Source organism: Puerhibacterium puerhi (genome assembly GCF_009846865.1).
In the GTDB taxonomy this organism is placed as follows: Bacteria; Actinomycetota; Actinomycetes; order Actinomycetales; family Cellulomonadaceae; genus Puerhibacterium; species Puerhibacterium puerhi.
On record NZ_WUWN01000034.1, the window covers coordinates 1 to 25015 of the forward strand.

The window sequence follows — 25015 nt, forward strand, 5'->3', positions numbered from 1 at the left end:
CCGGGGCGGCGACGCGCGCGAGGGCGACCCGCAGCAGCCGGCGGCCGCCCGCCCGGCGCAGGAGCCGCCCGCCGCGACGCGGGAGGACACGGACCCCCAGGGCGCGGGGACCGGCACCGCGCCCGTGGCGGCCGGCGCCCGCCCCGCCACCGCGGCACGCGGGGTGCCCGCGACGCGACGCAGCCGCAAGGGCCGCCCGCAGGTGCCGAGCTGGGACGAGATCGTCTTCGGCGCCCGCCCCGAGAGCTGACCGCGCCAGGCGCCCGTAGGGTCAGCCGAGGTCGAGCATCCCCTCGCCGACCTCGGCGAGCCGGCGCGCCGACGCGGCGGTCATCCGTCGCATGTGGTGGCGCCGGCAGAGCACCTCGTAGGCGACCTCGCGGGTGTCGGCAGCGGTGTCCCCCACGACCACCTGCTCGCCCTCGACGACCATCACCCCGTCGACGGTGCGGGCGTTGTGCGTGGCGCGGCGCCCGCACCAGCACAGCGACTGCACCTGCAGCACCTCGGTGCGGTCGGCCAGCTCGAGCAGGCGCGCCGACCCGGGGAACAGCCGGGTGCGGAAGTCGGTGGTGATCCCGAACGCGAAGACGTCGATCTCCACCTCGTCGACGAGCCGCGCGAGCTGCTCCACCTGCGCCGGCGAGTAGAACTGCGCCTCGTCGCACACGACGTAGTCGACGTAGCGTCCCTGGCGCCGCTCGGCGGCCACGACCTCCCAGAAGTCGGTGGCGTCGTCGACCTCGCGCGCCGCGACCTCGAGCCCGAGGCGCGACGACACCCGCGCGGCGCCGGCCCGGTCGTGACGCGTGAAGATCACCCCGGTGCGCCCGCGTGCGGCGTGGTTGTGGTCGAGCTGCAGCGCGAGCGTCGACTTGCCGGAGTCCATGGTGCCGGTGAAGAACACGAGCTCGGCCACGCCTAGCTCCTCCCCGCCTGGACCGCCACGAGCGGCACGGTCATCTCCAGCGCGGTGAACGACCCGTGCACCCCGAGCAGCTCCAGCGACGCCGGCGTCTGGGTGCGGGAGTCGACGACGGTGAGCCGCTCACGCGGGGCCACGAGCACGTCGCCGACCCACGGGCGGACGTGGTCGGTCACGGGGCCGAGCCAGCCCGCGGCGGTGGCCTCGTCGCGCAGCGCGACGACGGCGCCGTCGCCCAGCACGTCGCGCCACCGGTCGGCGACCGCGACGGCCCCGTCGAGGCCGTCGGCGCCGTCGACGTACAGGTGCAGGGCGCGGGGCTCGCCCCCGACCAGGGCGACGCCCTCGGCGAGCGCGGGGGTGGCCGCGACGTCCAGGCGGGCGGCGCGGTCGACCTCCACCTGCCCGTGGTCGGCCGTCAGGAGCACGAGGGTGCCCGCCGGGACCGAGCGCACCAGCCTCGCGAGCTCCCGGTCGAAGGCCTCCAGCTCGTCGCCCCACTGCCACGACTGCCACCCGTGGTGGTGGCCGGTCTTGTCGACGTCGCCCCAGTACATGTACACGAGCGCCGGGCCGCCCGGCCGCAGCGCCCGCACGACCCCGTCGACCCGGCCCTCGAGCGACTCGGCCGGCACGTACGCGCCCCCGCGCAGCGCCGCCAGGGTCATGCCGGACCCGGCGAACCGGGCCGGGCCCACCGACGTCACGGGCACGTCGGCGGCCACGAGGCGCTCGAACACCGTCGGCTCCCGCTGCAGCTCGTGCGCGGGCACCGGCAGCGTGCCGGGGCCCGGGACGGGCCGGTAGGGGTCGGGCTGCTCGGTCCAGGACACCATGTTGGCGAGCCCGCCGGTGGCGGGGTTGCGCTGCGTGTAGCCGAGCATGCCGCTGCGGCCGGGCGCCGTGCCCGTGCCGAACGTGCTCACGGCCGCGGCGGTGGTGGACGGGAACGTGGTGGTCAGCGACCGGGTGCCGGGCAGCAGCGACCGCAGGAACGGCGCGTGGCCGGCGCGCTCGGCGAGGTTGAGGTGGCCCAGCCCGTCGCACAGCACGACGACGACCTGCTCGGCGGCCGGCAGCCCGAGCGCGGCGGCGCACTCGGCGGAGGTCAGGCCCGTCGCCGTGGTGAGGTCCACGCCGAGGGCGCCGGCGGCGCCGGGCAGGACGGCCGCCAGGGAGTCCGTGCCGTAGGTGGGCGCGACCATCCCGGCAGGCAGCAGGTCGGCGGCGGCGCTCACCGCGCCCGGCCGGACGTCGCGGCGGACAGCGTGCGCGCGAACTCGACGGCCCGGCGCACGGCCGGGCGGCCCTCGGCCGTGCTGGACACGCGCACCACGACGTCGTCCGGCAGCATCTGGCCGGTCAGGCCGTGGTCGGCGTCGCAGCCCGGGTCGCCGCAGGAGGCCGGCTCCAGCTCCAGGCGGGAGACCGCGCCCCACCCGACCACGAGGTTGATCTCGCTCGCGGACTCCCCGCCCGAGGTGTACTCGGCGGGCCGGGCCACGACGTGCGTCAGCGTGACCGACCGGATCTCGGCCAGCGGCACCGCCTCGGTGGTCGCGGCGGCCGAGGCGGGCGCGTCCTTGTCGCCCTCGTGGTCGTCGACGTGCGCGGCGACCAGGCGGCTCGGCGTGAGGACCAGCACGGTGAGGTGGCGGCGCACCTCCTGGTCGAAGGTGGTCTCCGCCTGCACCAGGTGGGCGACGACCTCCTCGCCGGCCAGCGCCACGTCGAGGACGTCCTCGACGAGCTGCGGGTAGTAGCCGGCACGGACGATGTCGGCGTGCAGGTCGGCAGTCAGCGGTCCGGTGTAGGGCTCGGCGTGCGGCACGCGCTCATTGTTCCACCGCCGGGGTGTGCCTCGCTGCACGCCGGCGCGGGGCTGGGGACGGGCGAGCAGGAGGCCGCGACGTGGACGGGTCAGGCGGGCGGCGACAGGTCAGGCGGGCAGCGCCCGCCGCAGCCCGTCGGCCCGCTGCTCGGCCGGCCGCAGCCGGACGCTGGCGTGCAGCACGCTCGCGCCCTGCTGCGCCACCACGACGGGGTACAGCTCGAGGCGCGCCAGCTCCGGCAGGTCGTCGGCCATGACCGCGACGCGCGCCACGACGTCCTCGAGCGCGGGCACGTCGGCCGGGGGCGCCTCCTGGTAGCCGAAGAGCCGGGGCGCGGCGCGCACCGAGCGCACGAGCTCGCGCACGTCGACGTCGGTCAGGGGCGCGATGCCGTAGGCGACGTCGTCGAGCAGCTCCGTGGCGTCGCCGGACAGCCCGAACGACACGACGGGCCCGAACAGCGGGTCCTCGGTGGAGCGGACCACGCACGCCACGCCCGTCGGCACCATCGCCTGCACCTCGAGCACCGGCTCGCGGTCCGGCGCGAGGGCCGTGGCGACCGCCCGCATGCGCTCCACCGCCTCGCCGAGCTCCTCGGCGTCCTCCAGGTCGAGGCGCACGCCGCCCAGGTCGGCCCGGTGCCGCAGCGTGGGCGCGGCGGCCTTGAGCGCCACGGGCCAGCCGAGCTCGTCCGCCGCAGCGACGGCCTCCGCCGCGGTGCGCACCCGCCGCGAGCGCTGCAGCGTCAGCCCGTAGCAGGCCAGCAGCTCGGCGGCGGCGTCCTCGTCGAGGCGCACCTCGGCGTCGCCGGCCGCGGCGGCCTGGCGAAGGGTGGCCTCCACCAGCCGCCGGGCCCGCGCCTGCTGCACGCCCGCCGGCCGCGCCGCCGTGCCGTGGTCGCGGCCCCGCCACGCGGCGTGCTGCACCACCTTGGCCAGGGCGGTGACGGCGTCCTCGGGGGTGGAGAAGGCCGGCACCTGCACGCGGCGCCCGTCGGGCGCGGTCGCGGCGAGCTCCTCGGGCATGCCGTGCAGGCCCAGCATCGAGGCGACCGTCGGCCGGCCGGTGCGGGCCGCGGCGCGCGCCACGGCCCGCGCGACGGTGCCGCTGCGCGGCATCACGACGGGCACGTCGACGGCGACGACGACGTCGCACGCGCCGGGTGCGTAGAGCGCCTCGACCGTGCGCTCCACGTCCTCGTCGGACATGTCCGGGGCCAGGAAGTCGCTCGAGGTGGCGACGACGAGGTCGTTGGCCGCCGCCGCCTCCGCCACCAGGGCGGCGAGCGCCGCGGAGCTGGCGAGGATCCCCACCCGCCGCCCGGCCGGCAGCGGCTGGTGGGCGACCACCTGGGCGACGTCCATGAGCTGGTGGGCGTTCTCGGCGCGGATCACGCCCGCCTGGCGCAGCAGCTCGTCGAGCATCCGCCGCGGCGCGCGGGTGGCGCGCACGGCGTGCCCCGGCGGCACCACCTGGCCGGAGCGGCCGGCGACCACCGCGACCACCGGCTTCTCGGCGGCCAGCCGCCGCGCGATCCGGGAGAACTTGCGCGGGTTGCCGATCGACTCGAGGTAGAGGCACACCACCTGGGTGGCCGGGTCCTGCAGCCAGTACTGCATGAGGTCGTTGCCCGACACGTCGGCGCGGTGCCCGGCGGACACGAGCGAGGAGACGCCCAGCCCACGCCGCTCGAGCGTGGCCGACAGCGTCACCGCGGCGGGCGCGGACTGGCAGAACAGCCCGACGACGCCCGGCGCGGGCGGGCGCGTGGCGAGGCTGGCGTGCAGCCGGGCGCCCGGCGTCGTGGTGAGCAGCCCGTACGACGCCGGCCCGACGACGCGCATGCCGTGGGCGTGGGCGGTGCGCACGAGCGCGCGCTGGCGGTCCAGGCCCCGCTGCCCGGTCTCGGCGTACCCGGCCGAGAGCACGACGACGCCGCGCGCGCCGTGGCCGGCCAGGCGCCGGACCACCTCGACCGCCTGCTGCGGCGGCACCGCCAGCACCGCGAGGTCGACCTCGCCCACCTGGGCCCAGGAGGTCAGCGGCGTGACGCCCGGCGCGGCCTCGACCGGCCCGGGCACGTTCAGCACCGACAGCTCGGTGTCGCCGGGGTCGGCGAGGGCGGCGTCGACGACGCGGCGGGCCATCAGCGCGTCGACGGAGGTCGGCGCGGCGTCGGTGCCCGGGCCGACGAGCAGCACGCGGCGCGCGGCCAGCAGTCCCTGCATGCTGCGCGCCTCGGCGCGGTGCTCGCGGTCGGCCATGACCTCGCGGGAGCGCTCGGTGGGGTCGAGGTCCACCGACACCGTCACGACGCCGTCGTCGAGCTCCTGGTGCACGTCGTAGCCGGCCGCGCGGAAGACGGCGAGCATCGAGGCGTTCTGCGGCAGCACGTCGGCGGTGAAGCGCCGCACGCCCCGCTCGCGCGCGGCCGCGGCGAGGTGCTCGAGCAGCACCGAGCCCAGGCCCTTGCCCTGGACGGAGTCGGCGATGTTGAAGGCGACCTCCGCCAGGCCCGGCTCGACCACGTCGTAGCGCGCCACGCCGATGATGTCCTCGACCTCGCCGGCGCCGCCCGCCGCGGCGTCGGCACCGGGCGTGTCGGCGGCGGCGCCGGAGGTGTCGGCGGCGGCGCCGGCCTCGGTGGTGGCGGCGCCGGCCTCGGTGGTGGCGGCGCCGGCCGGCCGCACGGCCACCAGGGCGGCGCGCTCCACGTGGTCCACGTGCGTGAACAGCCGCAGCTCCCGGTCGGTCAGCCGCGTGACCGGGGCGAAGAACCGGAGGTAGGCCGAGCGCTCCGACTGGCCCTGCTGGAAGCGCTGCAGCGCGTCCGCGTCCTCGGGGCGGATGGGCCGCACGTGCGTCGTGCTGCCGTCGCGCAGGACGACGTCCGCCTCCCACCCCACCGGGTACGCCGTCGTGCCGTCCGCTACCACGGCCCCAGGGTAGCGGCCCGCCCCGCGGGCCCCGGAGGCCGCCGGCGCCTCGGCCGCCGGCCCGAGCGTCCCTCCCCGTCGCCCTCCCGGACCGGGACGACGACGTCGCGGGACGCCCACCGCTGTCCGGACGGCGGGCGTCCCGTCCCGTCCGCGTCCGACGGCGGGACGACGACGTCGCGGGACGCTCGGCGCCGCCCGACCGCCGGCGCGGAGCGCCCCGGGGGTGCTGCGGGTGACGCGGTTCCGCGGGATGTCGGTGGCCCCGCGGTACCGTGGGGTGCTCGGCGGGGCACCGCCCGCGCCGAGCCCTCCATGCAGTCCCCCACCCTCCCGGGAGCCCGAACGCCCATGGCGCGCAAGACCGCCGCCGTCCCGCCCGAGCCGGTCGACGAGAAGATCGTCGACGTCGACGTCGCCTCGGAGATGGAGACGTCGTTCCTCGAGTACGCGTACTCCGTCATCTACGCCCGGGCGCTGCCCGACGCCCGCGACGGCCTCAAGCCGGTGCAGCGGCGCATCCTCTACATGATGTCGGAGATGGGCCTGCGCCCGGACCGCGCGCACGTGAAGTCCTCGCGCGTGGTCGGCGAGGTGATGGGCAAGCTGCACCCGCACGGCGACGCGGCGATCTACGACGCGCTCGTGCGCCTGGCGCAGGACTTCTCGCTGCGGCTGCCGCTCGTGGACGGCCACGGCAACTTCGGCTCGCTCGACGACGGCCCCGCCGCCCCGCGCTACACCGAGGCGCGCCTGGCCCCGCCGTCGATGGCGATGACCGCCGGGCTCGACGAGGACGTCGTCGACTACGAGCCCAACTACGACAACAAGCTCACCCAGCCGTCGGTGCTGCCCTCGGCGATCCCCAACCTGCTGGTCAACGGCGCCTCGGGCATCGCCGTCGGCATGGCCACGAACATGGCGCCGCACAACCTCGTCGAGGTGGTCGCCGCGGCGCAGCACCTGCTGGCGAACCCTGAGGCGACCCTCGAGGACGTCATGCGGTTCGTGCCCGGCCCCGACCTGCCCAGCGGCGGCAAGATCGTCGGGCTCGAGGGCGTGCGGGACGCCTACCGCACGGGCCGCGGCTCGTTCCGCACGCGCGCCACCGCCCGCGTCGAGAACATCACGCCGCGGCGCAAGGGCATCGTGGTCACCGAGCTGCCCTACACGGTGGGCCCGGAGAAGGTGGTCGAGAAGATCGCCGACGGGGTCAAGAGCAAGAAGATCCAGGGCGTCGCCAACGTCCAGGACCTCACCGACCGCGAGCACGGGCTGCGGCTCGTGGTCGAGGTCAAGACCGGCTTCGACCCGGACGCCGTGCTGGAGCAGCTGTACCGCGCGACCCCGCTGGAGGAGTCGTTCGGCATCAACAACGTGGCGCTGGTCGAGGGTCGGCCGCGCACCCTCGGGCTGCTCGACCTGCTGCGGGTGTGGGTGGACCACCGCATCGCCGTGGTGCGCCGCCGCTCGGCGTTCCGCCTGGGCAAGCGCAAGGAGCGCCTGCACCTGGTCGAGGGCCTGCTCCTGGCCATCGTCGACATCGACGAGGTCATCCAGGTGATCCGGTCCTCCGACGACGCCCCGGCCGCCCGCGAGCGGCTGCAGAGCGTCTTCGACCTGTCGGAGCCGCAGGCGAACTACATCCTCGACCTGCAGCTGCGCCGGCTGACGAAGTTCTCCCGCATCGAGCTGGAGAAGGAGAAGAGCGACCTCGAGCGCGAGATCGCCGAGCTCGAGGAGATCCTCGGGTCCCAGGAGGTGCTGCACCGCGTCGTCTCCGAGGAGATGGGCGAGGTGGCGCGCACCTACGGCACGCCCCGGCGCACGGTCCTGCTCGACTCCGCGGGCGGCACCGCGACGTCGTCGGCCTCCGTGAGCCCGGCGGGCCGCGGCCGCCGCGCGGCGCCGATCTCGCTCGAGATCGCCGACTCCCCCACCCGGGTGCTGCTGTCCGCCACCGGCCTGCTGGCGCGCACGACCGGCGAGCAGGCCGACGCGGAGGTCGAGCGGTCCGGGCGGCGCCACGCGCACGACGCCCTGCGCGGCGACGCGCCCGCCACCACCCGCGGCCACGTGGGCCTGCTGACCACCGCCGGGCGCCTGCACAAGGTCTCGGTGCTGGACCTGCCGGCGCTGCCGCCCACCGACGGCGCGCCGTCCCTCTCGGGCGGCATCCCGGTGAGCGAGCTGCTGGCCCTGCCGGCCGGTGAGGAGGTGCTCGCCGTGGTGTCCCTCGCCCCCGACGCTCCCACGCTGGCGCTCGGCACCGCGCAGGGCGTGGTCAAGCGCGTCGCCGCCGGCGACGCCCCGGCGAACAAGGACGAGTGGGACGTCGTCGCGCTCAAGGACGGCGACCGCGTGGTCGGCGCCGCCGCGGCGGGCGACGAGGACGAGCTGGTGTTCGTCTCCTCCGACGCGAGCCTGCTGCACTTCGCCGCCTCGGCGGTGCGCCCGCAGGGCCGCGCGGCCGGCGGCATGGCCGGCATCAAGCTGGCGCCCGGCGCGCGCGTGGTGTTCTTCGGCGTCGCCCGGGCCGCCACCCGCGACCTGCACACGGTGGTCACGGTCGCTGGCTCGACCGGCCAGCTGCCGGGGGTCGCGGGCGGCTCGGTCAAGGTGACGCCCTACGAGCTGTACCCCGGCAAGGGGCGGGCCACCGGCGGGGTGCGCTCGCACCGGTTCCTCAAGGGCGAGGACGAGCTCGTCCTCGCCTGGGTGGGCCAGGGGCCGGCGCGCGCCGTCGGCTCGGGCGGCCAGCCCGTGGAGCTGCCGGCGGACGACAACCGGCGCGACGGCTCCGGCACGCCCGTCGCGGCGCCGGTCGCCGCGGTCGGCTGAGCCGGCCGCCGTCCGGGCGCCGGACGGCACGCCGGGTATGGGCCGCGCGGGGCGCGGGCCGGGAGGACGCTCCCGGCCCGCGCCCCGCGGCCTGTCTGCTCAGGCCGCGGTCTTGTCCACGGCCGCCAGGATGATCTCCCCGAGCTCCGCCGGCCGGGTGAACATCGGCCAGTGGCCGGTGGGCAGGTCGACCAGCTCGTAGTCGCGCAGGCTGGCCAGCTCCGCCACGAAGGGGGCGCCCTGCTCGATGAACGTCCGGTACATCGCCGAGGCGGTCTCGAAGCCGGGGTACGTCTCGCAGGCGATGATCGTGCTCGGCACGTCGCGGCGCCGCTCGTCGGTGAGGCGCAGCGGGTCGAGGAACACCCCGCGTGGCTCCGGGACGGCCCAGGCGCGGAACTGCTCGCGCAGGGTGTCGTCGAGGTCCTGGAGGTCGGGCTCCTCGAAGAACTCCCACGCCGGCAGCGGCACCTCCCCGTCCACCACGGGTACCTCGTCGTTGACGGCGCTGCCCTCGGGCGACGGCCCGGCGTCGACGTAGACGACGCGGGCCACGAGGTCGGGCCGGCGGTCGCTGGCGGCGAACGCGATCGTGCCGCCGGCGGAGTGGCCGACCAGCACGACCTGGCCGCCGCCGGTGGTCAGCCGGTCGACCACCTCGACGACGGCGTCGACGTGGTCCTCCAGGCCGACGCCGGACCGGTCGGCGTCCGGCGACTCCTTGCCCGGCAGGGTCAGGGCGTGCACGGTGTGGCCCGCGGCCTCGAGGACGGGGCGCACGTCGTCCCACGCGGAGGCGTCCAGCCACGCCCCGGGGATCATCACGATGTCCATGCGGCGACCCTAGGGGCCCCCTCCGACACCGCGTGTGACCGGCCCCACACCGGCTCGCACGGCCGGAGCCGGCCGGCTCCGGCCGGCTCAGAGATCGAGCGCGTAGGTCCGCGAGCCGGACGTCTTGACGTACCCGAGGCTCGCGTACAGGCCGGCCGCCCCGCTGGGGTTGGCGGTGTCGACGTCGAGGCTCGCGTAGCGCATGCCGTCGGCCGCCATCGCCCGCATCCCGGCCGCGAGCGCCGACACCGCCACGCGCCGGCCGCGGTAGCGCCGTCGGGCGCCGAGCAGGTCGGAGTAGCCGAACGGGTACCCCTTCGCCGCGAAGGAGTCGGTGTAGCGGCTCGCCATGTGGTAGCCCACGACGAGCGGCTGGCCGGCACGCAGGGCCGCGGCCGTGTCGGCGTCGGTGTCGGGGTCGGCCAGCAGGGCCTCGACGTCGGGGCGGTCGTCGACGACGAGGAACGACCAGCCGGGCTCGTGGTGCGTCGCCCCGCGGCGCCACTGCTCGGGCGTCTGCGGCTCGCTGCCCCAGTGGTCGCGGAACGCGTCGTTGTGGGCCAGTCGCGCGGCGTCGTCGAGCTCCGGCGTCCACGGCACGAGGCGCAGGCCGGCCGCGGGTGCCACCTCGGGGACGGGCACGGCGAGGTCGCGCTGGAGCTCGTGCCAGTACCGCACCGGCGCCAGGCCGGCCCGCTCGAGGAGCCGGTGCTCGGCGGCGGGGGCGTCGTCCTCCGCCCACGTCTGCAGGCGCGCGGGCAGCTCCTTGCCGGAGGCGTCCAGCAGCTGGCGGGCACGCCCGAGGCCCCACGCGAGGATCTCGCGCCCGACGCCCCGCCCGCGCCGGTCCGGGTGCACCCCGCCGTGGACGAGGCCGCGCGCGACGCGCACGTCGCCGGGCGGGGCGAGGACCTGCATCCACGCGCGCACCTGGCCCGCCTCGTCGACGCCGAGCAGCCAGTCCGTCGCCGGGTCCGTCCAGGGCGCGGTGAGGTCGTCGCGCACCTCCGCCTCGGACGTGCGGTGCGGGGCGCCGTCGGCCGCCAGGACGGCGTTCTGCAGCGCAGCCACGGCCGGGGCGTCGTCCACCGACGCGCCGCGGTAGACGAGGCCACCGGCGGTGGGCAGCGGGAGCGTCGCCGGTGCGGCGGCGCGGACGGCGAGGGGCGCGAGGTGCTCGGTGGGCATGGCGGCCACGCTAGGTGCTCGTCCCGGCACCGGCCACGTGATTCGCCCGCATGATTCGCCCGGCCGTCGTCCCCGGACCGTCGCCTTCGCCGCGCCGTGCCCCTAGGCTGCCTCCGTGGGAACCGTCCCGGACACCGACGTCGCCACCGCCCGCGCGGACGCCCTGCGCGCCGCGCTGCACTCGCGCGTGGTCGTCGCCGACGGCGCCATGGGCACGATGCTCCAGGCCGCCGCGCCGACGCTGGAGGACTTCGCCGGCCACGAGGGCTGCAACGAGATCCTCAACGTCACCCGCCCGGACCTCGTCGCAGGCGTCCACGACGCCTTCCTGGCCGTCGGCGTCGACGCCGTCGAGACGAACACCTTCGGCACCAACTGGTCGAACCTCGCCGACTACGGCATCGAGGACCGCATCCGCGAGCTCGCCCGCGCCGGTGCGGCGATCGCCCGGGAGCGCGCCGACGCCCACGCCACGCCCGACCGCCCGCGCTGGGTGCTCGGCTCGGTGGGCCCCGGCACCAAGCTGCCCTCCCTGGGGCACGTCACCTACGCCCACCTGCGCGCGACGTTCGCCGAGCAGGTCGCCGGGCTGCTCGAGGGCGGGGCCGACGCCGTGCTCGTCGAGACCAGCCAGGACCTGCTGCAGGCCAAGGCGGCGATCGCCGGGGCGCGCCGCGCGATGGCCGAGGTGGGCCGCACCGTGCCGCTCGTCGTGTCGGTGACGGTGGAGACCACCGGCACGATGCTCATGGGCTCGGAGATCGGCGCGGCGCTGGCCACCCTGCAGGCGCTCGACGTGGACGCCATCGGCCTCAACTGCGCCACCGGCCCCGACCGGATGAGCGAGCACCTGCGCTACCTCTCCCAGCACTCCCCCGTGCCGATGACCTGCATGCCGAACGCCGGCCTGCCGGTGCTGGGCCCGGACGGGGCGACCTACCCGCTGACGCCGGCCGAGCTCGCCGCCGCGCACCGGCAGTTCGTCCGGGAGTTCGGGGTCGGGCTCGTGGGCGGCTGCTGCGGCACGACGCCGGAGCACCTGCGCGCGGTGGTCGACGCCGTGCGCGGCGCCGAGCTGCCCGAGCGCCGGCCCCGGCGCGAGAACGCCGTCGCCTCGCTCTACTCCCCCACCGAGCTGCGCCAGGAGACCTCCTACCTGGCGATCGGCGAGCGCACCAACGCCAACGGCTCGAAGGCGTTCCGCGACGCCATGCTGGCGGGCCGGTGGGACGACGTCGTCGAGATCGCCCGCGCCCAGACCCGCGACGGCGCGCACCTGCTGGACGTGTGCGTGGACTACGTCGGCCGCGACGGCGTCGCGGACGTGCGCGAGGTGGTCTCGCGGCTGGCCTCGGCGTCCACGCTGCCGCTCGTCATCGACTCCACCGAGCCGGGGGTCATCCAAGCCGGCCTGGAGCTGGTGGGCGGGCGCGCCGTGGTCAACTCCGTGAACTTCGAGGACGGCGACGGCCCGACGTCCCGGTTCGCGCGGGTCATGCCGCTGGTCAAGGAGCACGGCGCCGCCGTCGTCGCCCTCACCATCGACGAGGAGGGCCAGGCACGCACCACGGCCACGAAGGTGGCCGTGGCCTCCCGCCTCCTGGACACCCTCACCGGCACCTGGGGCATGCGGCTCGAGGACATCATCGTCGACATGCTGACGTTCCCGATCGCCACCGGGCAGGAGGAGACCCGGCGCGACGCGATCGAGACGATCGAGGCGATCCGCGAGATCACCCGCCGCTACCCCGGCGTGCACACCACGCTGGGGGTGTCCAACGTGTCGTTCGGCCTGTCGCCCGCCGCGCGCGCCGTGCTCAACTCGGTGTTCCTGCACGAGGCCGTCGAGGCCGGCCTGGACTCCGCCATCGTCCATGCGGCGAAGATCCTGCCGCGCACGGCGGTGCCGGACGAGCAGTGGGCCGCCGCCGAGGACCTGGTGTGGGACCGGCGCCGGTACGACGAGTCGGGCGCGCTGGTGCACGACCCGCTCGCCCACCTGCTCGACCTGTTCTCCGGCGTCGACTCCGCGGCCCTGCAGGACGCGCGGGCGGCGGAGATGGCCGCGCTGCCGGTCGGCGAGCGGCTGGAGCGGCGCGTGGTGGACGGCGCGCGCAAAGGCCTGGAGGACGACGTCGCCGAGGCGCTCGGCGCGGGCATGAAGGCGCTCGACATCGTCAACGACCACCTGCTGGCCGGCATGCAGACGGTCGGTGAGCTGTTCGGCTCCGGGCAGATGCAGCTGCCGTTCGTGCTGCAGTCCGCCGAGGTGATGAAGGCGGCGGTGGCGCTGCTCGAGCCGCACATGGAGCGCGTCGAGGGCGGCCCCACCAAGGGGACGATCGTGCTGGCCACGGTGCGCGGGGACGTGCACGACATCGGCAAGAACCTCGTCGACATCATCCTCACGAACAACGGCTACCGGGTGATCAACCTCGGCATCAAGCAGCCCGTCTCGGCGATGATCGACGCCGCGCTGGAGCACGACGCCGACGTCATCGGCATGTCCGGCCTGCTGGTGAAGTCCACGGCGGTGATGAAGGAGAACCTCGCCGAGCTGGTCTCGCGCGGCCTGGAGAAGCGCTGGCCGGTGCTGCTGGGCGGCGCCGCCCTGACCCGCACCTACGTCGAGGACGACCTCGCCTCGGCGTTCCCCGGCGTCGTGCGCTACGCCCGCGACGCGTTCGAGGGGTTGCGGCTCATGGAGCCGCTCGTGCGGATCGCCCGGGGCGCGTCGCCCGACGACGTCGGCCTGCCGGCGCTGCGCAAGCGGCGTCACGGCGTGGTGACCGTGGCCGAGACGCCGGACGAGGCCATGCCGGCGCGCTCCGACGTCGCCGCGGACAACCCGGTCCCCGAGCCGCCGTTCTGGGGCACCCGGACCGTCAAGGGTGTCCCCCTCGCCGAGTACGCCGCCTTCCTGGACGAGCGGGCGACGTTCATGGGCCAGTGGGGCCTCAAGCCCGGCCGCGGCGACGAAGGCGCCACCTACGAGGAGCTGGTCGAGACGGAGGGCCGGCCGCGGCTGGCGGAGTGGCTCGAGCGGATCCGCACCGAGCGCATCCTCGACCCGTCGGTGGTCTACGGGTACTTCCCCGTCTGGTCGGAGGGCGACGACGTCGTCGTGGCGCACCACGACGGGCCCGACGGCGGCTCCGGCGGCGAGCCCGGCACGGAGCGGCTGCGCCTCACGTTCCCGCGCCAGCGCCGCGACCGGCACCTGTGCCTGGCCGACTTCGTCAAGCCGCGCGCGTGGGTGGAGGCCACCGGCCGGTTCGACGTGCTGCCCGTCCAGCTCGTGACGGTCGGCGACACGGTGTCGCAGCACACCGCCCGGCTGTTCGCCGCGGACCGGTACCGGGAGTACCTCGAGCTGCACGGACTGTCGGTCCAGCTCACCGAGGCGCTGGCGGAGTACTGGCACGCCCGCGTGCGCGCCGAGCTCGGCTTCGCCGACGAGGAGCCCGGCGACGTCGAGGGGCTGTTCAAGCTCGAGTACCGCGGCGCCCGCTTCTCCCTCGGCTACCCCGCCTGCCCCGACATGGAGGACCGGCGCAAGGTCGTCGAGCTGCTGCGCCCCGAGCGGGTGGGCGTGACGCTCTCCGACGAGCTGCAGCTGCACCCGGAGCAGTCGACCGACGCGTTCGTCTTCCACCACCCCGAGGCCAAGTACTTCTCCGTGTGACGCCCGGGGTCAGCTGCGCCGGGGCGGTCCGGCGGCCGGCCGGCCCGGCGGGGCGCCGGGTGGGGCGCCGGGTGGGACACGGTGCACGAGCAGGAACAGCCGGTGCGCGGTGATCAGCAGCGCGAGCCACGCCAGCCCGAGCAGCCAGGCGAAGCACACGTCGGTGAACCAGTGGTGGCCGAGGTACACCCGGCTCAGGCCCATCGCCACCGCCCAGACCACCGCGGCGGCCACGGAGACGACGCGCGACCAGCGGTGCCGCAGCAGCGGCAGGGCCAGGTACACCACCATGCCGGCGATGACCAGTGCTGTTGAGGGCATGCCCCGACGGGAAGGAGAAGGCGTGCTCGTACGGCGGCACGGCGTCGGCCAGCGGCGGCCGGGGCCGACCCACGACCGCCTTGCCCACCGTGGTGAACGTCAGGGAGCCGGCGACCGCGAGCACCATCAGCAGCAGCGGCGTCCAGCTACGACGCCGCCGCACCAGCACCGCGGTCAGCGCCACCGCGATGACGGTCATGCCGACCGGGCCGCCGAGCTGCGTGAAGGCCGTGACGAGACGCGCCGCCGCGGGCGTGCGCACGGCCAGCGCCTCGTCGAGCGCGGGACGGTCCAGGCCGGCGATCCCGTCCCCCTCCTCGACCGCCTCGTAGACCTCCGCCCCGGCCACGGTCAGCCCGGCGACCAGCACCGCCCCGATCACGGCGGTCAGCACGAGCACGGTCCGGCCCGAGGTGGCCCTCGCGACCTGTGCCGCCACGGCCACCAGCCACCTGCGCACCTGCTGCAGCACCCGCGCCTCCGGCCTGGGGGCTCAGCGCGCGGGCGCCGCCGCGGGCGCGGGGGCGCGCCGCTCGAGGCGCTCCACGAGCGCGACCGCACCGGCGGCCAGCGGCACGAGCACGAGGTTGCCCAGCAGCATGGGCCGCAGGAACGGCAGCCCGGCGACGTAGCTGGCCACCAGACCGTCGACGCCCGCGGGGTAGAACGAGCCGCGGCCGAGCCACCAGACGCCGAGGTTGGTCCACAGGTAGAAGAACAGCGTCCCGCCGACGCCGAAGCCGACGGCGGCGACGTACCGGCGCCAGCCGGCTCCGGAGCGCCGCGTGAGCAGGGACGCCGCGCCGATCACCGCCCACGCGCTCCAGGTGAAGGCGAGCACCGCCGAGTTGCCCAGCAGCAGGTCGCTCGCGGCGACGACGGCGAGCGGGACGAGCGCCGCCACGCGGTGGCGCAGCAGCCCCGCCGCGAGGAACGCGGCCGCCGTGGACAGCTCGAGGTTCGGGGGCGCGCCCAGGTGGTCCTTGACGAGGCGCCAGACGACCGCGAGCGCGGCGGCCAGGACCACGAGGGCGGGCCGCCACCAGCGGCGCAGCAGGTCGCGGGTGCTCAGCCAGGTGCCCGGCCGCGCGCCCGGCCCCTGCCGCGGCATCAGAAGGTCTCCAGCTTCCAGGTGATGGTCTGCCCGTCGCTCGTCTCCAGGGAGCCGGCGCCGACCTGCGCCATCTCTCCGTCGACGTACAGCGCCCAGTACTCGTTCTTCGAGTCGTCGGCCGTGCGGCCGTTGATGCCGGTCACCATCGCCTGCTCGCCCTCGCCCTCGACCTGGGCGTCGGGGTCGTTCTCGAGCAGGAGGTCGAGGGCGGTCTTGCCGTCCTCGCCGGGGTAGCTCAGCTCGGTCGCGGCGCTCTCGCCGGGCGATGCCGACCCGGAGGCCGACCCGGACGCCGGCCCGGACGCCGAGCCGGACGGCGAGGCCGACTCCGAGCGCATCGAAGCGACGTCGGACGGCACGGTCTCCACCTGCGACGGCGCGTCGTCGCCGACGGCGGAGCACGCGGCCAGGCCCGCCGCGAGCACCCCCGCGACGGGAAGCACGGCGAGACGGCGGACGAGGGGACGGCGGGAGCTCGTGGTGCGGGTCACGGCTGCGAGTCTAGGGACGGCCGCGCTCCCCCGCCCCCCCGGGCGGCGGGCGAAGACCGAGGCCCGCGCCGCGCGCCCCGGGCGCGAGCCGCGGACGGGCGCCCGGGGCGGCCCGGCCGCTCAGGCGTCGATCTGCGACCGGTCGAACGCGTGCGCGCCCGCCACGATGAAGTCCTTGCGCGGCGCCACCTCGGAGCCCATGAGGAGCTCGAAGACGCGCTCGGCGGCCTCGGCGTCGGCCGCCCGGACGCGCCGCAGGGTGCGGTGGCGCGGGTCCATCGTGGTCTCCGCGAGCTGGTCGGCGTCCATCTCGCCCAGGCCCTTGTAGCGCTGGATGTCCTCCTTGTAGCGCTTGCCGGAGCGGTCGAGCTTCTTCAGCGTCGCCTGCAGCTCCGCCTCCGAGTACGTGTACAGGTACTCGTTGGGCTTGCCGCGCCCGCCGATCACCTCGACGCGGTGCAGCGGCGGCACCGCAGCGTACACGCGGCCGGCCTCCACGAGGGGCCGCATGTAGCGGTAGAAGAGCGTGAGCAGCAGGGTGCGGATGTGCGCGCCGTCGACGTCGGCGTCGGTCATCAGGATGACCTTGCCGTAGCGGGCGGCCTCCAGGTCGAACGACCGGCCGGAGCCGGCCCCGAGCACCTGGATGATCGCGGCGCACTCGGCGTTGCGCAGCATGTCGCCGATCGACGCCTTCTGGACGTTGAGGATCTTGCCGCGGATCGGCAGCAGCGCCTGGAAGTCGCTGGAGCGGGCGAGCTTCGCCGTGCCCAGGGCCGAGTCGCCCTCGACGATGAACAGCTCGGAGCGCTCGACGTCGTCGCTGCGGCAGTCGGCGAGCTTGGCCGGCAGCGAGGAGGTCTCCAGCGCGTTCTTGCGGCGCGAGATCTCCTTCTGCTTGCGCGCGGTGACGCGGGCGCGCATCTCCGCCACCACCTTGTCGAGCAGCAGGGCGGCCTGCGCCTTGTCGTCGCGCTTGGTGGAGGTCAGCAGCGCGCCGAGCTCCTTCTCCACGACGCGCGCGACGATGCCGCGCACCGGGGCGGTGCCGAGCACCTCCTTGGTCTGGCCCTCGAACTGCGGCTCGGCGAGGCGGACGGTGACGACGGCGGTGAGGCCGGCGGTCACGTCGTCCTTCTCGATCCGCTCGCCGCCGTCCTTCGTCGAGATCTTCAGCCGGCGGGCGTTCGCCTCGACCTGCTTGCGCACGACCTTGAGCAGGCCCTGCTCGAACCCGGCCAGGTGGGAGCCGCCCTTGGGCGTCGCGATGATGTTGACGAAGGAGCGCACCTCGGTCTCGTACCCGACGCCCCACCGCAGCGCGATGTCGACCTCGCAGTCGCGCTGCACCTCCTGCGGGGTCATGTGCCCCCGCTCGTCGAGCACCGGCACGGTCTCGGTGAAGGATCCCTGGCCGCGCAGCGTCCACGTCGCGGTGACCGGCGTGTCCGGCGCGAGGAACTCGACGAAGTCGACGGCACCGCCGTCGTGCTTGAAGACCTCCTCGTGCGGGCCGGCCTCGCCGGGCGTGCCCGGCAGGCCGCGCTCGTCGCGGACGGTGATCTCGAGCCCGGGCACCAGGAACGTGGTCTGGCGCACGCGCGTGACCAGCTCGTCGTAGCTGAACACCGCGCTCTTCGGGAACACCTGCCGGTCGGCCCAGTACCGGACGCGGGTGCCGGTGACGCCCCGCTTGGTCCTGCCCACCACGGCGAGCTCGCTGTGGTCGGTGAACGGCGCGAACGCGGCGTCGGGCGACGGGCCCGACGCCGGGTCGTCGAACGTGCCGGGCTCGCCGCGGTGGAACGTCATCCGGTACGTCTTGCCGCCGCGGTCGACCTCGACGTCCAGGCGCGAGGAGAGCGCGTTGACCACGGAGGCGCCCACGCCGTGCAGGCCGCCCGAGGCGGTGTAGGAGCCGCCGCCGAACTTGCCGCCGGCGTGCAGCTTGGTGAAGACCACCTCGACGCCCGAGAGCCCCGTCTTGGGCTCGACGTCGACGGGGATGCCGCGGCCGTCGTCGCTCACGGTCACCGAGGAGTCGGCGTGCAGCACGACGCCGATCTTCGTCGCGAAGCCGCCCAGGGCCTCGTCGACGGCGTTGTCGATGATCTCCCACAGGCAGTGCATGAGGCCGCGCGAGTCCGTGGACCCGATGTACATCCCGGGGCGCTTGCGGACCGCCTCGAGCCCCTCGAGGACGGACAGGTGTCGTGCGGTGTAGCTGGACTCCGGGGAGGCGGTGGCGGTCACGCCCTCGAGGGTAGACGACCCCACCGACACCACCGCACCGACACCACCGCGCGGGACGGGCGCGCCTGCGCCGCCGGGCGCGACTATGCCCGGAGCGAACCACCCCCTCCGCTGAGGAATTCTGTGGGCGCCTGATGGTTGGATTACCACGTGACCACCATGACGACCGAACCCCTCACCGCCGCCGACCGCTGCGACCGCTGCGGCGCGCAGGCGTACGTTCGCGTGGTCCTGCCCGCCGGAGAGCTGCTCTTCTGCGGTCACCACGCGCGCGAGCACGCCTCCGCCTACGCGGACGTCGCGACCCACGTCCAGGACGAGACCGACCGCCTGCTGGCCGAGCACGGCGCGCGCTGACGGCGCCGTCGCCCGCCCCGGAGGCCGGCGACCAGCGAACCACCACGAGGGCCCGCACCCCGCCCGGGGTGCGGGCCCTCGTGCGTCCCGCGGCGCCCCGACGACCCGACGCACCCGGGGGACGACCCGGGCGCCCCGGACGACGAAGGGCCCGCTCCCGGGGGGAGCGGGCCCTTCGTGCCGCGACCGCGGCTCGCGACGGTCGACGTCAGTCGAGGTAGTCGCGCAGCACCTGGGAGCGCGACGGGTGACGCAGCTTCGACATCGTCTTGGACTCGATCTGGCGGATGCGCTCGCGCGTCACGCCGTAGACCTTGCCGATCTCGTCGAGCGTCTTGGGCTGGCCGTCCTGCAGGCCGAACCGCATGGAGACCACGCCGGCCTCGCGCTCCGACAACGTGTCGAGCACCTGGTGCAGCTGCTCCTGCAGGAGCGTGAACGACACGGCGTCGGCGGGCACCACGGCCTCGGAGTCCTCGATGAGGTCACCGAACTCGCTGTCGCCGTCCTCGCCGAGCGGGGTGTGCAGCGAGATGGGCTCGCGGCCGTACTTCTGGACCTCGACGACCTTCTCGGGCGTCATGTCGAGCTCCTTGGCCAGCTCCTCCGGCGTGGGCTCGCGGCCCAGGTCCTGGAGCATCTGGCGCTGCACGCGGGCGAGCTTGTTGATGACCTCCACCATGTGCACCGGGATGCGGATGGTGCGGGCCTGGTCGGCCATGGCGCGGGTGATGGCCTGACGGATCCACCACGTGGCGTACGTCGAGAACTTGTAGCCCTTGGTGTAGTCGAACTTCTCGACCGCACGGATCAGACCGAGGTTGCCCTCCTGGATCAGGTCCAGGAAAAGCATGCCGCGGCCGGTGTACCGCTTGGCCAGCGAGACGACCAGGCGCAGGTTGGCCTCGAGCAGGTGGTTCTTGGCCCGCTTGCCGTCGTGCGCGATCCACTGCAGGTCGCGCACCAGGCGGCGGGTGTCGGCGTCGGCCTTGGTGCGGTCGAAGTCGGGGAAGTCCTTGGCGAGCTTCTCCTCGGCGAACAGGCCGGCCTCGATCCGCTTGGCGAGCTCGACCTCCTGCTCGGCGTTCAGCAGCGCGACCTTGCCGATCTGCTTGAGGTAGTCCTTGACCGGGTCGGCAGTGGCGCCGGCGGTGACGACCTGCTGCGCGGGCTGGTCGTCCTCGTCGGTGTCGGACACGACGAAGCCGGTGTCCTCCTCGTCGGACTTGGCCGGCTTGGCGGCGGCGGGGGCGGCGGCCTCGACCGTCTCCTCCTCGTCGCCGGCGGTCTCGTCGGCCGCCTCGTCGGCGCCCTCCTCGTCGGCGCTCGCGACGTCCGCCACGTCGCCCTCGTCGGTGACCTCGATCTCGACGTCGTCGATGTCGACGTCCTCGTCGAGGGTCTCCTCGTCGTCGGACGCCTTGGCCTTCGACGCCTTCGCCTTGGTCGCCTTCGCGGCGGGCTTGGCGGCGGACTTCTTGGCGGCGGGCTTGCGCGCGGGCTTGGCGGCCTCCTCGGCGGCCTCGCCGTCGGACGCGTCAGCGGCGGTGCGGGTCGTCACCGGGGCGGGCTTCGCCTTCGTGGCGGCCGGGGCCTTGGCGGTGGCGCGGGTGCGCGTGGCGGACGACGCGGCGGCGACCTTCGTCGCCGTCGGCAGGCCGACCTCCACACCGGCGACGGAGAGCCCCTTGAGCACGGCCTTGAGCCGCTTGGCGTCGCCGACGCCGGCGGTCTCGCAGGCCGTGCGGAACGCCTCGGCGTCCACGCGGCCCGTGGCGGTGCCCTGCGCGAGCAGCTCCTTCAGCGCGGGGTGCTCGAACTCACGGGGCAGCGTGATGTTCTGCGGTGCGGTGGACTGGGTGGTGGACGCCACAAACCGACCTTTCGGCAATCGAGGGGGCGGTGTCCCGCCGGGGTGAGGTGTGCGGGCCGTAGGGGGCCTTGCTTCATCGGACCGTCGACGCTCCGGCGGACCTGGATATTGTACCGTCGCGTCCTGCACCGTCGGTGCTCCGGCCCTCGCTCGGCCGGCACGTCGTGCGCCGTCCCGCTCCGGTTCTGATGGGTCAACGCGCCAGGACCCCGCAGGATTCCCGGAATTCACCCCCCGTGCCGGCGTGGCCGACGCCACCCGCACGGGCCGCCGGCACGGGCCGCCGGCACGGGCCGCCGACGCCGGCGCGCCGGCGCGGCGCTCAGGGCTTGACCGCGAGCACGGGGCAGGGCGACTCCAGCAGGATGCGCTGCGCGCCGGCGCCCAGGATGAGCTTGCCGACGGGGCTGCGCCGGCGCAGCCCGATCACGATGAGCTCGGCACCCACGCGCGCGGCGGTCTGCACGATCGCCTCGGGGAGGTCGCCGTCGGACACCACGACCTCGTGCTGCACGCCGGCCGCCGCCAGCCGCTCGGCGAGCGTCTCCCCGCCGTCGGCCGCGCCGGCCGGCGCGGCGCCCGTCGGGGGCTCGACCACCACCAGACCGGTGCCGCGCGAGCGGGCCTCGCCGATCGCCGTCGCCAGGGCCTCCCGGCCCTCAGGGTTGCTCAGATGGCTGACCACGACCGTCATGGACCGCACGCTACCGGAGGACGGCCGACTCGCCTCGGTCAGGCGTCGTCGGTCGCCGGGCCGGCGGGCCGCCGGCGCAGCCAGCCGGGCGGCAGCCCGGCGCGCAGGGCGGCGTCGAGCAGCCGCGCGAGCCGGTGCCCCGGGTCGGCGGCCAGCGCGGCGTCGAGGCGGTACCCCGCCCGGCCGCCGTCGCCGGACCACCACGCGAGGAACGCCAGCAGGGTGAGCGCGGGGGACGCCAGGCGCCGCGGCGCGTGCGCGACGACCGCCTCGAGCACGGCGGTCGCCGCGGCGGTCCGGTCCGCGTCGGGCGCGGCCGCCCGCTCGCCGTCGACCACCGAGGCGATCGCCGCGGCCGTGGCGTCGTCGAGGTCCGCGCCCGCGTCCCCTCGGGCCGTGCGCCGGGCGGCGTCCTCGTGCCCCGGCACGCACCACAGCAGCACCGCGTCGCGCACGGGCACGTCCGCGAGCGCCGCGGCCAGCCGGCCGAGCGCCGCGGGCCCCAGCGCGTCGGCGCCGGCACGGACCGCCCCCACCCAGGCGTCGTACGCCCCGGCGCGCCGGTCGCGCGGCTCCTCGGCGGCGGCGGTGCGCTCCCAGCGGCGGGCCGCCTTGCCCGCGAGCCCGCGCGCCGCCTCGGGCGCCCGGGCGAGCCGGTACAGCGCGTCGCGGGACGCCGCCGGCGACCACCCGTCGACGACGAGCCGGGCACGCACGGCGGTGGACTCCAGCTCGGCGACGGGTGCCCCGCCGGGCGGGCAGCACGTGGGGTCGGCGCAGTCCGGGCTGCGGTAGGTGCGCTCCCCCACGACCCAGCGCTCGCAGCCCGGCACCCGCTCGCCCACGGCCGCGGCGAGCGCGTCGACGGCCTCGGCGACGACGCTGCCCGGCCCGGTCGCGCCGCCGGCGTAGCCCACGACGAAGGCGACGCGGGCGTCGTCCTCGTGGGCACGGCGCGCGAGCAGGTCGCCGACGGCGGCCCGCCGCCGGGCGTCGGCCAGGTCGTCGAGCCCGGCGCGGGCGACCAGGCCCAGGGTGCCGTCGTGGCGCACGCACACCACGACGACGCACTCGGCGGGCCGGTAGCCGAGCGCGTAGGGGACGGCGGACAGCAGCTCGCGGGCGCCGCGCACCCGCATCGTGGCGGTGGTCATGCCTCGATCCCAGCGCCGCCGCCGCCCCCGTGGCAGGCCCGGCGGCGGCGCTGTGCGCGCCGCGTGCCGGCGAGCGCCTGTGCGCAGCCTCACGGCCGCCCGGCGGTGTCCGGGCGGCCCGCGCGCTGCGGCTACCGTGTGCCCGTGCGTCACCACCCGGACCCGAGCGGACGTCCTTCGCGCCAGCACCTGCGGGCGGTGGGGTCCGCCGCGGCGGCGGCCGTGCTGGCCGGCGCGCTGGCCTTCGCGTGCACCCCCGCGCCGTCCGGGCGCCTGGGCACCGCGACCGACGAGGACCTGCCCACCGCCGCGCCGAGCGCGTCCGCGTCGCTGCCGTCCTACGACCCGTCCACGACGGTCGCCGGCTACGCGCCCGGGTTCCCCCGGGACCTGCTGCCGGCGCCCGAGGGCGCCACGGTCGTGGCGAGCTCGGCGGCGCCGGGCACGGGCGCGCTGACCGACGTCACCCTCAACCTGACCACCCCGCGCACGGCCGACGAGGTGCTGGCCCAGCTCGAGGAGCAGCTCGGCGCCCAGGGCTTCGCGCGCGCGGACACGGGCGTCCCGACCGGCCTGACGGCGCAGACCGCCTTCACCCGGCGCGCGGAGGCCGCCGACGGCGCCAGGGACGACGCGGACCCGCTCGTCGAGACCCTCCTGGTGGGCGTCCTCGACGACGGAGACCAGCGCCTGGTGTCGGTCAGCGGGTCCGTGGTGGTCCCGGCGGGCTGAGCCGCCGGCCGGGGCGCCACCCTGCCCGGGATCCCGACGCCGCTTCCGCATAGGCTGCGGGCATGCCTGCACCGCTGGTCGACCTCGAGAACCTCCGTCCCGACGTCGACGCCGCGGTGCGCCGCCACCTCGACGCGCTCGCCGGGGAGATCACGGGCCACGGCGACGCCGCCCGGGCCCTGACCGACCAGGCGGCGGTGCTGCTGTCGGGCGGCAAGCGTCTGCGCGCCGCCTTCGCCTACTGGTCCTACCGGGCGCACGGCGGGCCTGCCACGGGCCCGCGGCGCGAGGCCGCCGTGCGCGCGGGCGCGGCGCTGGAGCTCTTCCAGGCCGCCGCGCTGCTGCACGACGACGTCATGGACAACTCCGACACCCGCCGCGGCCACCCGACGGCCCACCGGGCGTTCGAGGCGCGGCACGCCGACGGCGGCTGGGCCGGCGACGCCGGGCACTTCGGCGTGTCGGCGGCGATCCTGCTGGGCGACCTGTGCCTGGTGGCCTGCCAGCGCGAGCTGTCGGAGGCGCTCGAGCTCGTCGACCCGGGGGTGGCCCCCGCCGCCCGCGCGGAGTTCGACCGCATGCAGACCGAGGTCATCGTGGGCCAGTACCTCGACGTGCTGGTCCAGGCCGAGCCGTGGGGCAAGGACCCGGCCGCCGACGAGGAGCGGGCGCGGTCCGTGCTGCGGGCCAAGTCGGCCAGCTACTCGGTCCAGAAGCCGCTCGTGGTCGGCGCGCTGCTGGCCGGCGCCCCGCCCGCGCAGGTGCAGGCGGTCCGCGCCGCCGGCCTGCCGCTCGGCGAGGCGTTCCAGCTGCGCGACGACGTGCTCGGCGTCTTCGGCGACCCGGGCGTGACGGGCAAGCCGGCGGGCGACGACCTGCGCGAGGGCAAGCGCACGGTGCTCATGGCCCGCGCGATGGCCGGGGCCGACGGTGCGCAGCGCCGCCTGCTGTCGGAGCGCCTCGGCGACCCGGACCTCGACGACGCCGCCGTGGAGGCGCTGCGCGCCGCGGTCGTGGACTCCGGCGCGCTCGCCGACGTCGAGGCACTCATCGCCGACCTCGCCGGGCGCGCGACCTCGGCGCTCGAGTCGGCCGGGCTGCAGGAGCCGGGCCGCGACGTGCTGCTCGGCCTCGCCCGGGCAGCGGTCGACCGCGCCGCCTGACGCCGGCGCGCCCCCCGGGGCCGGGCCCGGCCGGCCGGGCCCGGCCCGGGCCCTCGAGGAGCCGCGCTCAGGCGACCGCCTGGGCCACCCGGCGCACCTCGGTCTTGCGCCCGGCGCGCAGCGCCTCGACCGGCGAGGTGCCCAGCGCGTCGTTCGCCGCGAACAGCCACTCGACGATCTCCTCGTCCGGCAGCCCCTGGTCGGCGAGGACCAGCACGGTGCCGCGCAGCGACGGCAGCACCTGCTCGCCCGCGCCGCCCTCGGCCGGGACGAGGAACGCGGCCGGCACCTGGAAGACGGCGCGCTCGCCGCGGCGCACGCCGACGACGTACCGGTCGCGCACCAGGTTGCGCACCTGGGTGAAGGGGACGCCGATGCGGTCGGCGAGATCGGGCAGGGGCAGCCACTCGGGGACGAGGGCGTCGAGGTCGGGGGTGGTGCTCACGCCCGCCAGCCTACGGGCAGCACCAGCAGCGCCCGGAGCCCGGCGTCCCGGGGAACCCGACGTCCGGTGCCCGTGGCCCGTGGCGCGTGGCCCGTGGCCCGTGGCCCGTGGCCCGTGGCCCGTGGCGCAATCGTCGGGCGCGGGTCATCCCCAGCCCGCACGCCGCCGCCTACACTC

General features: G+C 76.0%; 19 protein-coding genes and 1 pseudogene. 6 read left to right on the plus strand and 14 right to left on the minus strand.

The window, feature by feature from the left end:
* Nucleotides 1-250 (plus strand): annotated as a pseudogene (locus tag GSF02_RS14535) (septation protein SepH); the annotation flags it as partial.
* A 21-nt stretch (nt 251-271) separates the two neighbouring features.
* Here GSF02_RS14535 and GSF02_RS14540 read toward each other — a convergent pair.
* The 4 genes from GSF02_RS14540 to GSF02_RS14555 form a co-directional block, all read right to left on the minus strand.
* Nucleotides 272-919 (minus strand): thymidine kinase, encoded by a 648-nt coding sequence (locus tag GSF02_RS14540; protein WP_159797759.1) that lies wholly within the window; start codon nt 917-919, stop codon nt 272-274.
* A gap of 2 nt (nt 920-921) precedes the next feature.
* On the minus strand, nt 922-2130 hold the full coding sequence (locus GSF02_RS14545) for an alkaline phosphatase family protein (protein WP_159797801.1): 1209 nt from the start codon (nt 2128-2130) through the stop codon (nt 922-924).
* Between the two features lie 29 nt (nt 2131-2159).
* Nucleotides 2160-2756: a DUF5998 family protein gene (locus tag GSF02_RS14550; RefSeq protein WP_235915595.1), complete on the minus strand. Its 597-nt coding sequence runs from the start codon at nt 2754-2756 to the stop codon at nt 2160-2162.
* A gap of 108 nt (nt 2757-2864) precedes the next feature.
* Entirely contained in the window at nt 2865-5693 is a 2829-nt protein-coding gene (locus GSF02_RS14555; protein WP_235915596.1) for a GNAT family N-acetyltransferase, read from the minus strand.
* Nucleotides 5694-6044: 351 nt separating this feature from the next.
* Here GSF02_RS14555 and GSF02_RS14560 point away from each other — a divergent pair, with 351 nt between their 5' ends.
* Nucleotides 6045-8534: a DNA gyrase/topoisomerase IV subunit A gene (locus tag GSF02_RS14560; protein ID WP_159797761.1), complete on the plus strand. Its 2490-nt coding sequence runs from the start codon at nt 6045-6047 to the stop codon at nt 8532-8534.
* Nucleotides 8535-8633: 99 nt separating this feature from the next.
* Here the strand turns inward: GSF02_RS14560 and GSF02_RS14565 are convergent, their stop codons facing one another.
* Together GSF02_RS14565 and GSF02_RS14570 are read right to left on the minus strand one after the other, a co-directional pair.
* Nucleotides 8634-9368 (minus strand): alpha/beta fold hydrolase, encoded by a 735-nt coding sequence (locus tag GSF02_RS14565; RefSeq protein ID WP_159797763.1) that lies wholly within the window; start codon nt 9366-9368, stop codon nt 8634-8636.
* A gap of 87 nt (nt 9369-9455) precedes the next feature.
* Nucleotides 9456-10556 carry a GNAT family N-acetyltransferase gene (locus GSF02_RS14570; RefSeq protein WP_159797765.1) on the minus strand — a complete coding sequence of 367 codons (1101 nt, stop codon included), beginning with the start codon at nt 10554-10556 and terminating at the stop codon, nt 9456-9458.
* Nucleotides 10557-10671: 115 nt separating this feature from the next.
* Between GSF02_RS14570 and metH the strand changes: the two genes are divergently transcribed.
* Nucleotides 10672-14241, plus strand: a complete 3570-nt coding sequence (gene metH, locus GSF02_RS14575) for a methionine synthase (protein WP_159797767.1) — start codon at nt 10672-10674, stop codon at nt 14239-14241.
* A gap of 9 nt (nt 14242-14250) precedes the next feature.
* On the opposite strand, the gene GSF02_RS14580 is transcribed toward metH, so the two are convergent.
* The 4 genes from GSF02_RS14580 to GSF02_RS14595 all read right to left on the minus strand — a co-directional run bounded on the left by GSF02_RS14580 (nt 14251) and on the right by GSF02_RS14595 (nt 18420).
* Nucleotides 14251-14562 (minus strand): phosphatase PAP2 family protein, encoded by a 312-nt coding sequence (locus GSF02_RS14580; protein WP_159797769.1) that lies wholly within the window; start codon nt 14560-14562, stop codon nt 14251-14253.
* 493 nt (nt 14563-15055) lie between these two features.
* Nucleotides 15056-15673: a DUF6580 family putative transport protein gene (locus tag GSF02_RS14585; protein ID WP_159797771.1), complete on the minus strand. Its 618-nt coding sequence runs from the start codon at nt 15671-15673 to the stop codon at nt 15056-15058.
* Nucleotides 15673-16167, minus strand: coding sequence for a DUF4430 domain-containing protein (locus GSF02_RS14590; RefSeq protein ID WP_159797773.1), 495 nt, complete (start codon nt 16165-16167; stop codon nt 15673-15675). The genes GSF02_RS14585 and GSF02_RS14590 overlap by 1 nt, the downstream gene beginning before the upstream one ends.
* 120 nt (nt 16168-16287) lie before the next feature.
* Nucleotides 16288-18420 carry a DNA gyrase/topoisomerase IV subunit B gene (locus GSF02_RS14595; protein ID WP_159797775.1) on the minus strand — a complete coding sequence of 711 codons (2133 nt, stop codon included), beginning with the start codon at nt 18418-18420 and terminating at the stop codon, nt 16288-16290.
* Between the two features lie 159 nt (nt 18421-18579).
* Between GSF02_RS14595 and GSF02_RS14600 the strand changes: the two genes are divergently transcribed.
* Nucleotides 18580-18777, plus strand: coding sequence for a DUF7455 domain-containing protein (locus tag GSF02_RS14600; RefSeq protein ID WP_159797777.1), 198 nt, complete (start codon nt 18580-18582; stop codon nt 18775-18777).
* A 208-nt stretch (nt 18778-18985) separates the two neighbouring features.
* Here GSF02_RS14600 and GSF02_RS14605 read toward each other — a convergent pair whose 3' ends face one another.
* From GSF02_RS14605 to GSF02_RS14615, 3 genes are all read right to left on the minus strand, one after another.
* Nucleotides 18986-20650 (minus strand): RNA polymerase sigma factor, encoded by a 1665-nt coding sequence (locus GSF02_RS14605; protein ID WP_159797779.1) that lies wholly within the window; start codon nt 20648-20650, stop codon nt 18986-18988.
* A 322-nt stretch (nt 20651-20972) separates the two neighbouring features.
* Nucleotides 20973-21344 (minus strand): universal stress protein, encoded by a 372-nt coding sequence (locus GSF02_RS14610; RefSeq protein ID WP_159797781.1) that lies wholly within the window; start codon nt 21342-21344, stop codon nt 20973-20975.
* Nucleotides 21345-21382: 38 nt separating this feature from the next.
* Nucleotides 21383-22498, minus strand: a complete 1116-nt coding sequence (locus GSF02_RS14615) for a DUF4192 domain-containing protein (RefSeq protein ID WP_159797783.1) — start codon at nt 22496-22498, stop codon at nt 21383-21385.
* A 144-nt stretch (nt 22499-22642) separates the two neighbouring features.
* Here GSF02_RS14615 and GSF02_RS14620 point away from each other — a divergent pair, with 144 nt between their 5' ends.
* The gene (locus tag GSF02_RS14620; RefSeq protein ID WP_159797785.1) at nt 22643-23230 is read left to right on the plus strand and encodes a hypothetical protein; all 588 of its coding nucleotides are present in this window, start codon (nt 22643-22645) and stop codon (nt 23228-23230) included.
* A 62-nt stretch (nt 23231-23292) separates the two neighbouring features.
* Nucleotides 23293-24393 carry a polyprenyl synthetase family protein gene (locus GSF02_RS14625; protein WP_159797787.1) on the plus strand — a complete coding sequence of 367 codons (1101 nt, stop codon included), beginning with the start codon at nt 23293-23295 and terminating at the stop codon, nt 24391-24393.
* A 67-nt stretch (nt 24394-24460) separates the two neighbouring features.
* On the opposite strand, the gene GSF02_RS14630 is transcribed toward GSF02_RS14625, so the two are convergent.
* Entirely contained in the window at nt 24461-24838 is a 378-nt protein-coding gene (locus tag GSF02_RS14630; RefSeq protein ID WP_159797789.1) for an Rv2175c family DNA-binding protein, read from the minus strand.
* Between the last annotated feature and the right edge of the window lie 177 nt (nt 24839-25015).

Bases quoted from the DNA above. Each gene is read 5' to 3' on its own strand.
- GSF02_RS14615 (WP_159797783.1), bottom strand. From the start codon at position 22,498: ATGACCACCGCCACGATGCGGGTGCGCGGCGCCCGCGAGCTGCTGTCC.
- GSF02_RS14625 (WP_159797787.1), top strand. From the start codon at position 23,293: ATGCCTGCACCGCTGGTCGACCTCGAGAACCTCCGTCCCGACGTCGAC.
- GSF02_RS14560 (WP_159797761.1), top strand. From the start codon at position 6,045: ATGGCGCGCAAGACCGCCGCCGTCCCGCCCGAGCCGGTCGACGAGAAG.
- GSF02_RS14565 (WP_159797763.1), bottom strand. From the start codon at position 9,368: ATGGACATCGTGATGATCCCCGGGGCGTGGCTGGACGCCTCCGCGTGG.
- GSF02_RS14585 (WP_159797771.1), bottom strand. From the start codon at position 15,673: ATGCCGCGGCAGGGGCCGGGCGCGCGGCCGGGCACCTGGCTGAGCACC.
- GSF02_RS14600 (WP_159797777.1), top strand. From the start codon at position 18,580: ATGACGACCGAACCCCTCACCGCCGCCGACCGCTGCGACCGCTGCGGC.
- GSF02_RS14570 (WP_159797765.1), bottom strand. From the start codon at position 10,556: ATGCCCACCGAGCACCTCGCGCCCCTCGCCGTCCGCGCCGCCGCACCG.
- GSF02_RS14610 (WP_159797781.1), bottom strand. From the start codon at position 21,344: ATGACGGTCGTGGTCAGCCATCTGAGCAACCCTGAGGGCCGGGAGGCC.
- GSF02_RS14580 (WP_159797769.1), bottom strand. From the start codon at position 14,562: ATGCCCTCAACAGCACTGGTCATCGCCGGCATGGTGGTGTACCTGGCC.
- GSF02_RS14545 (WP_159797801.1), bottom strand. From the start codon at position 2,130: ATGGTCGCGCCCACCTACGGCACGGACTCCCTGGCGGCCGTCCTGCCC.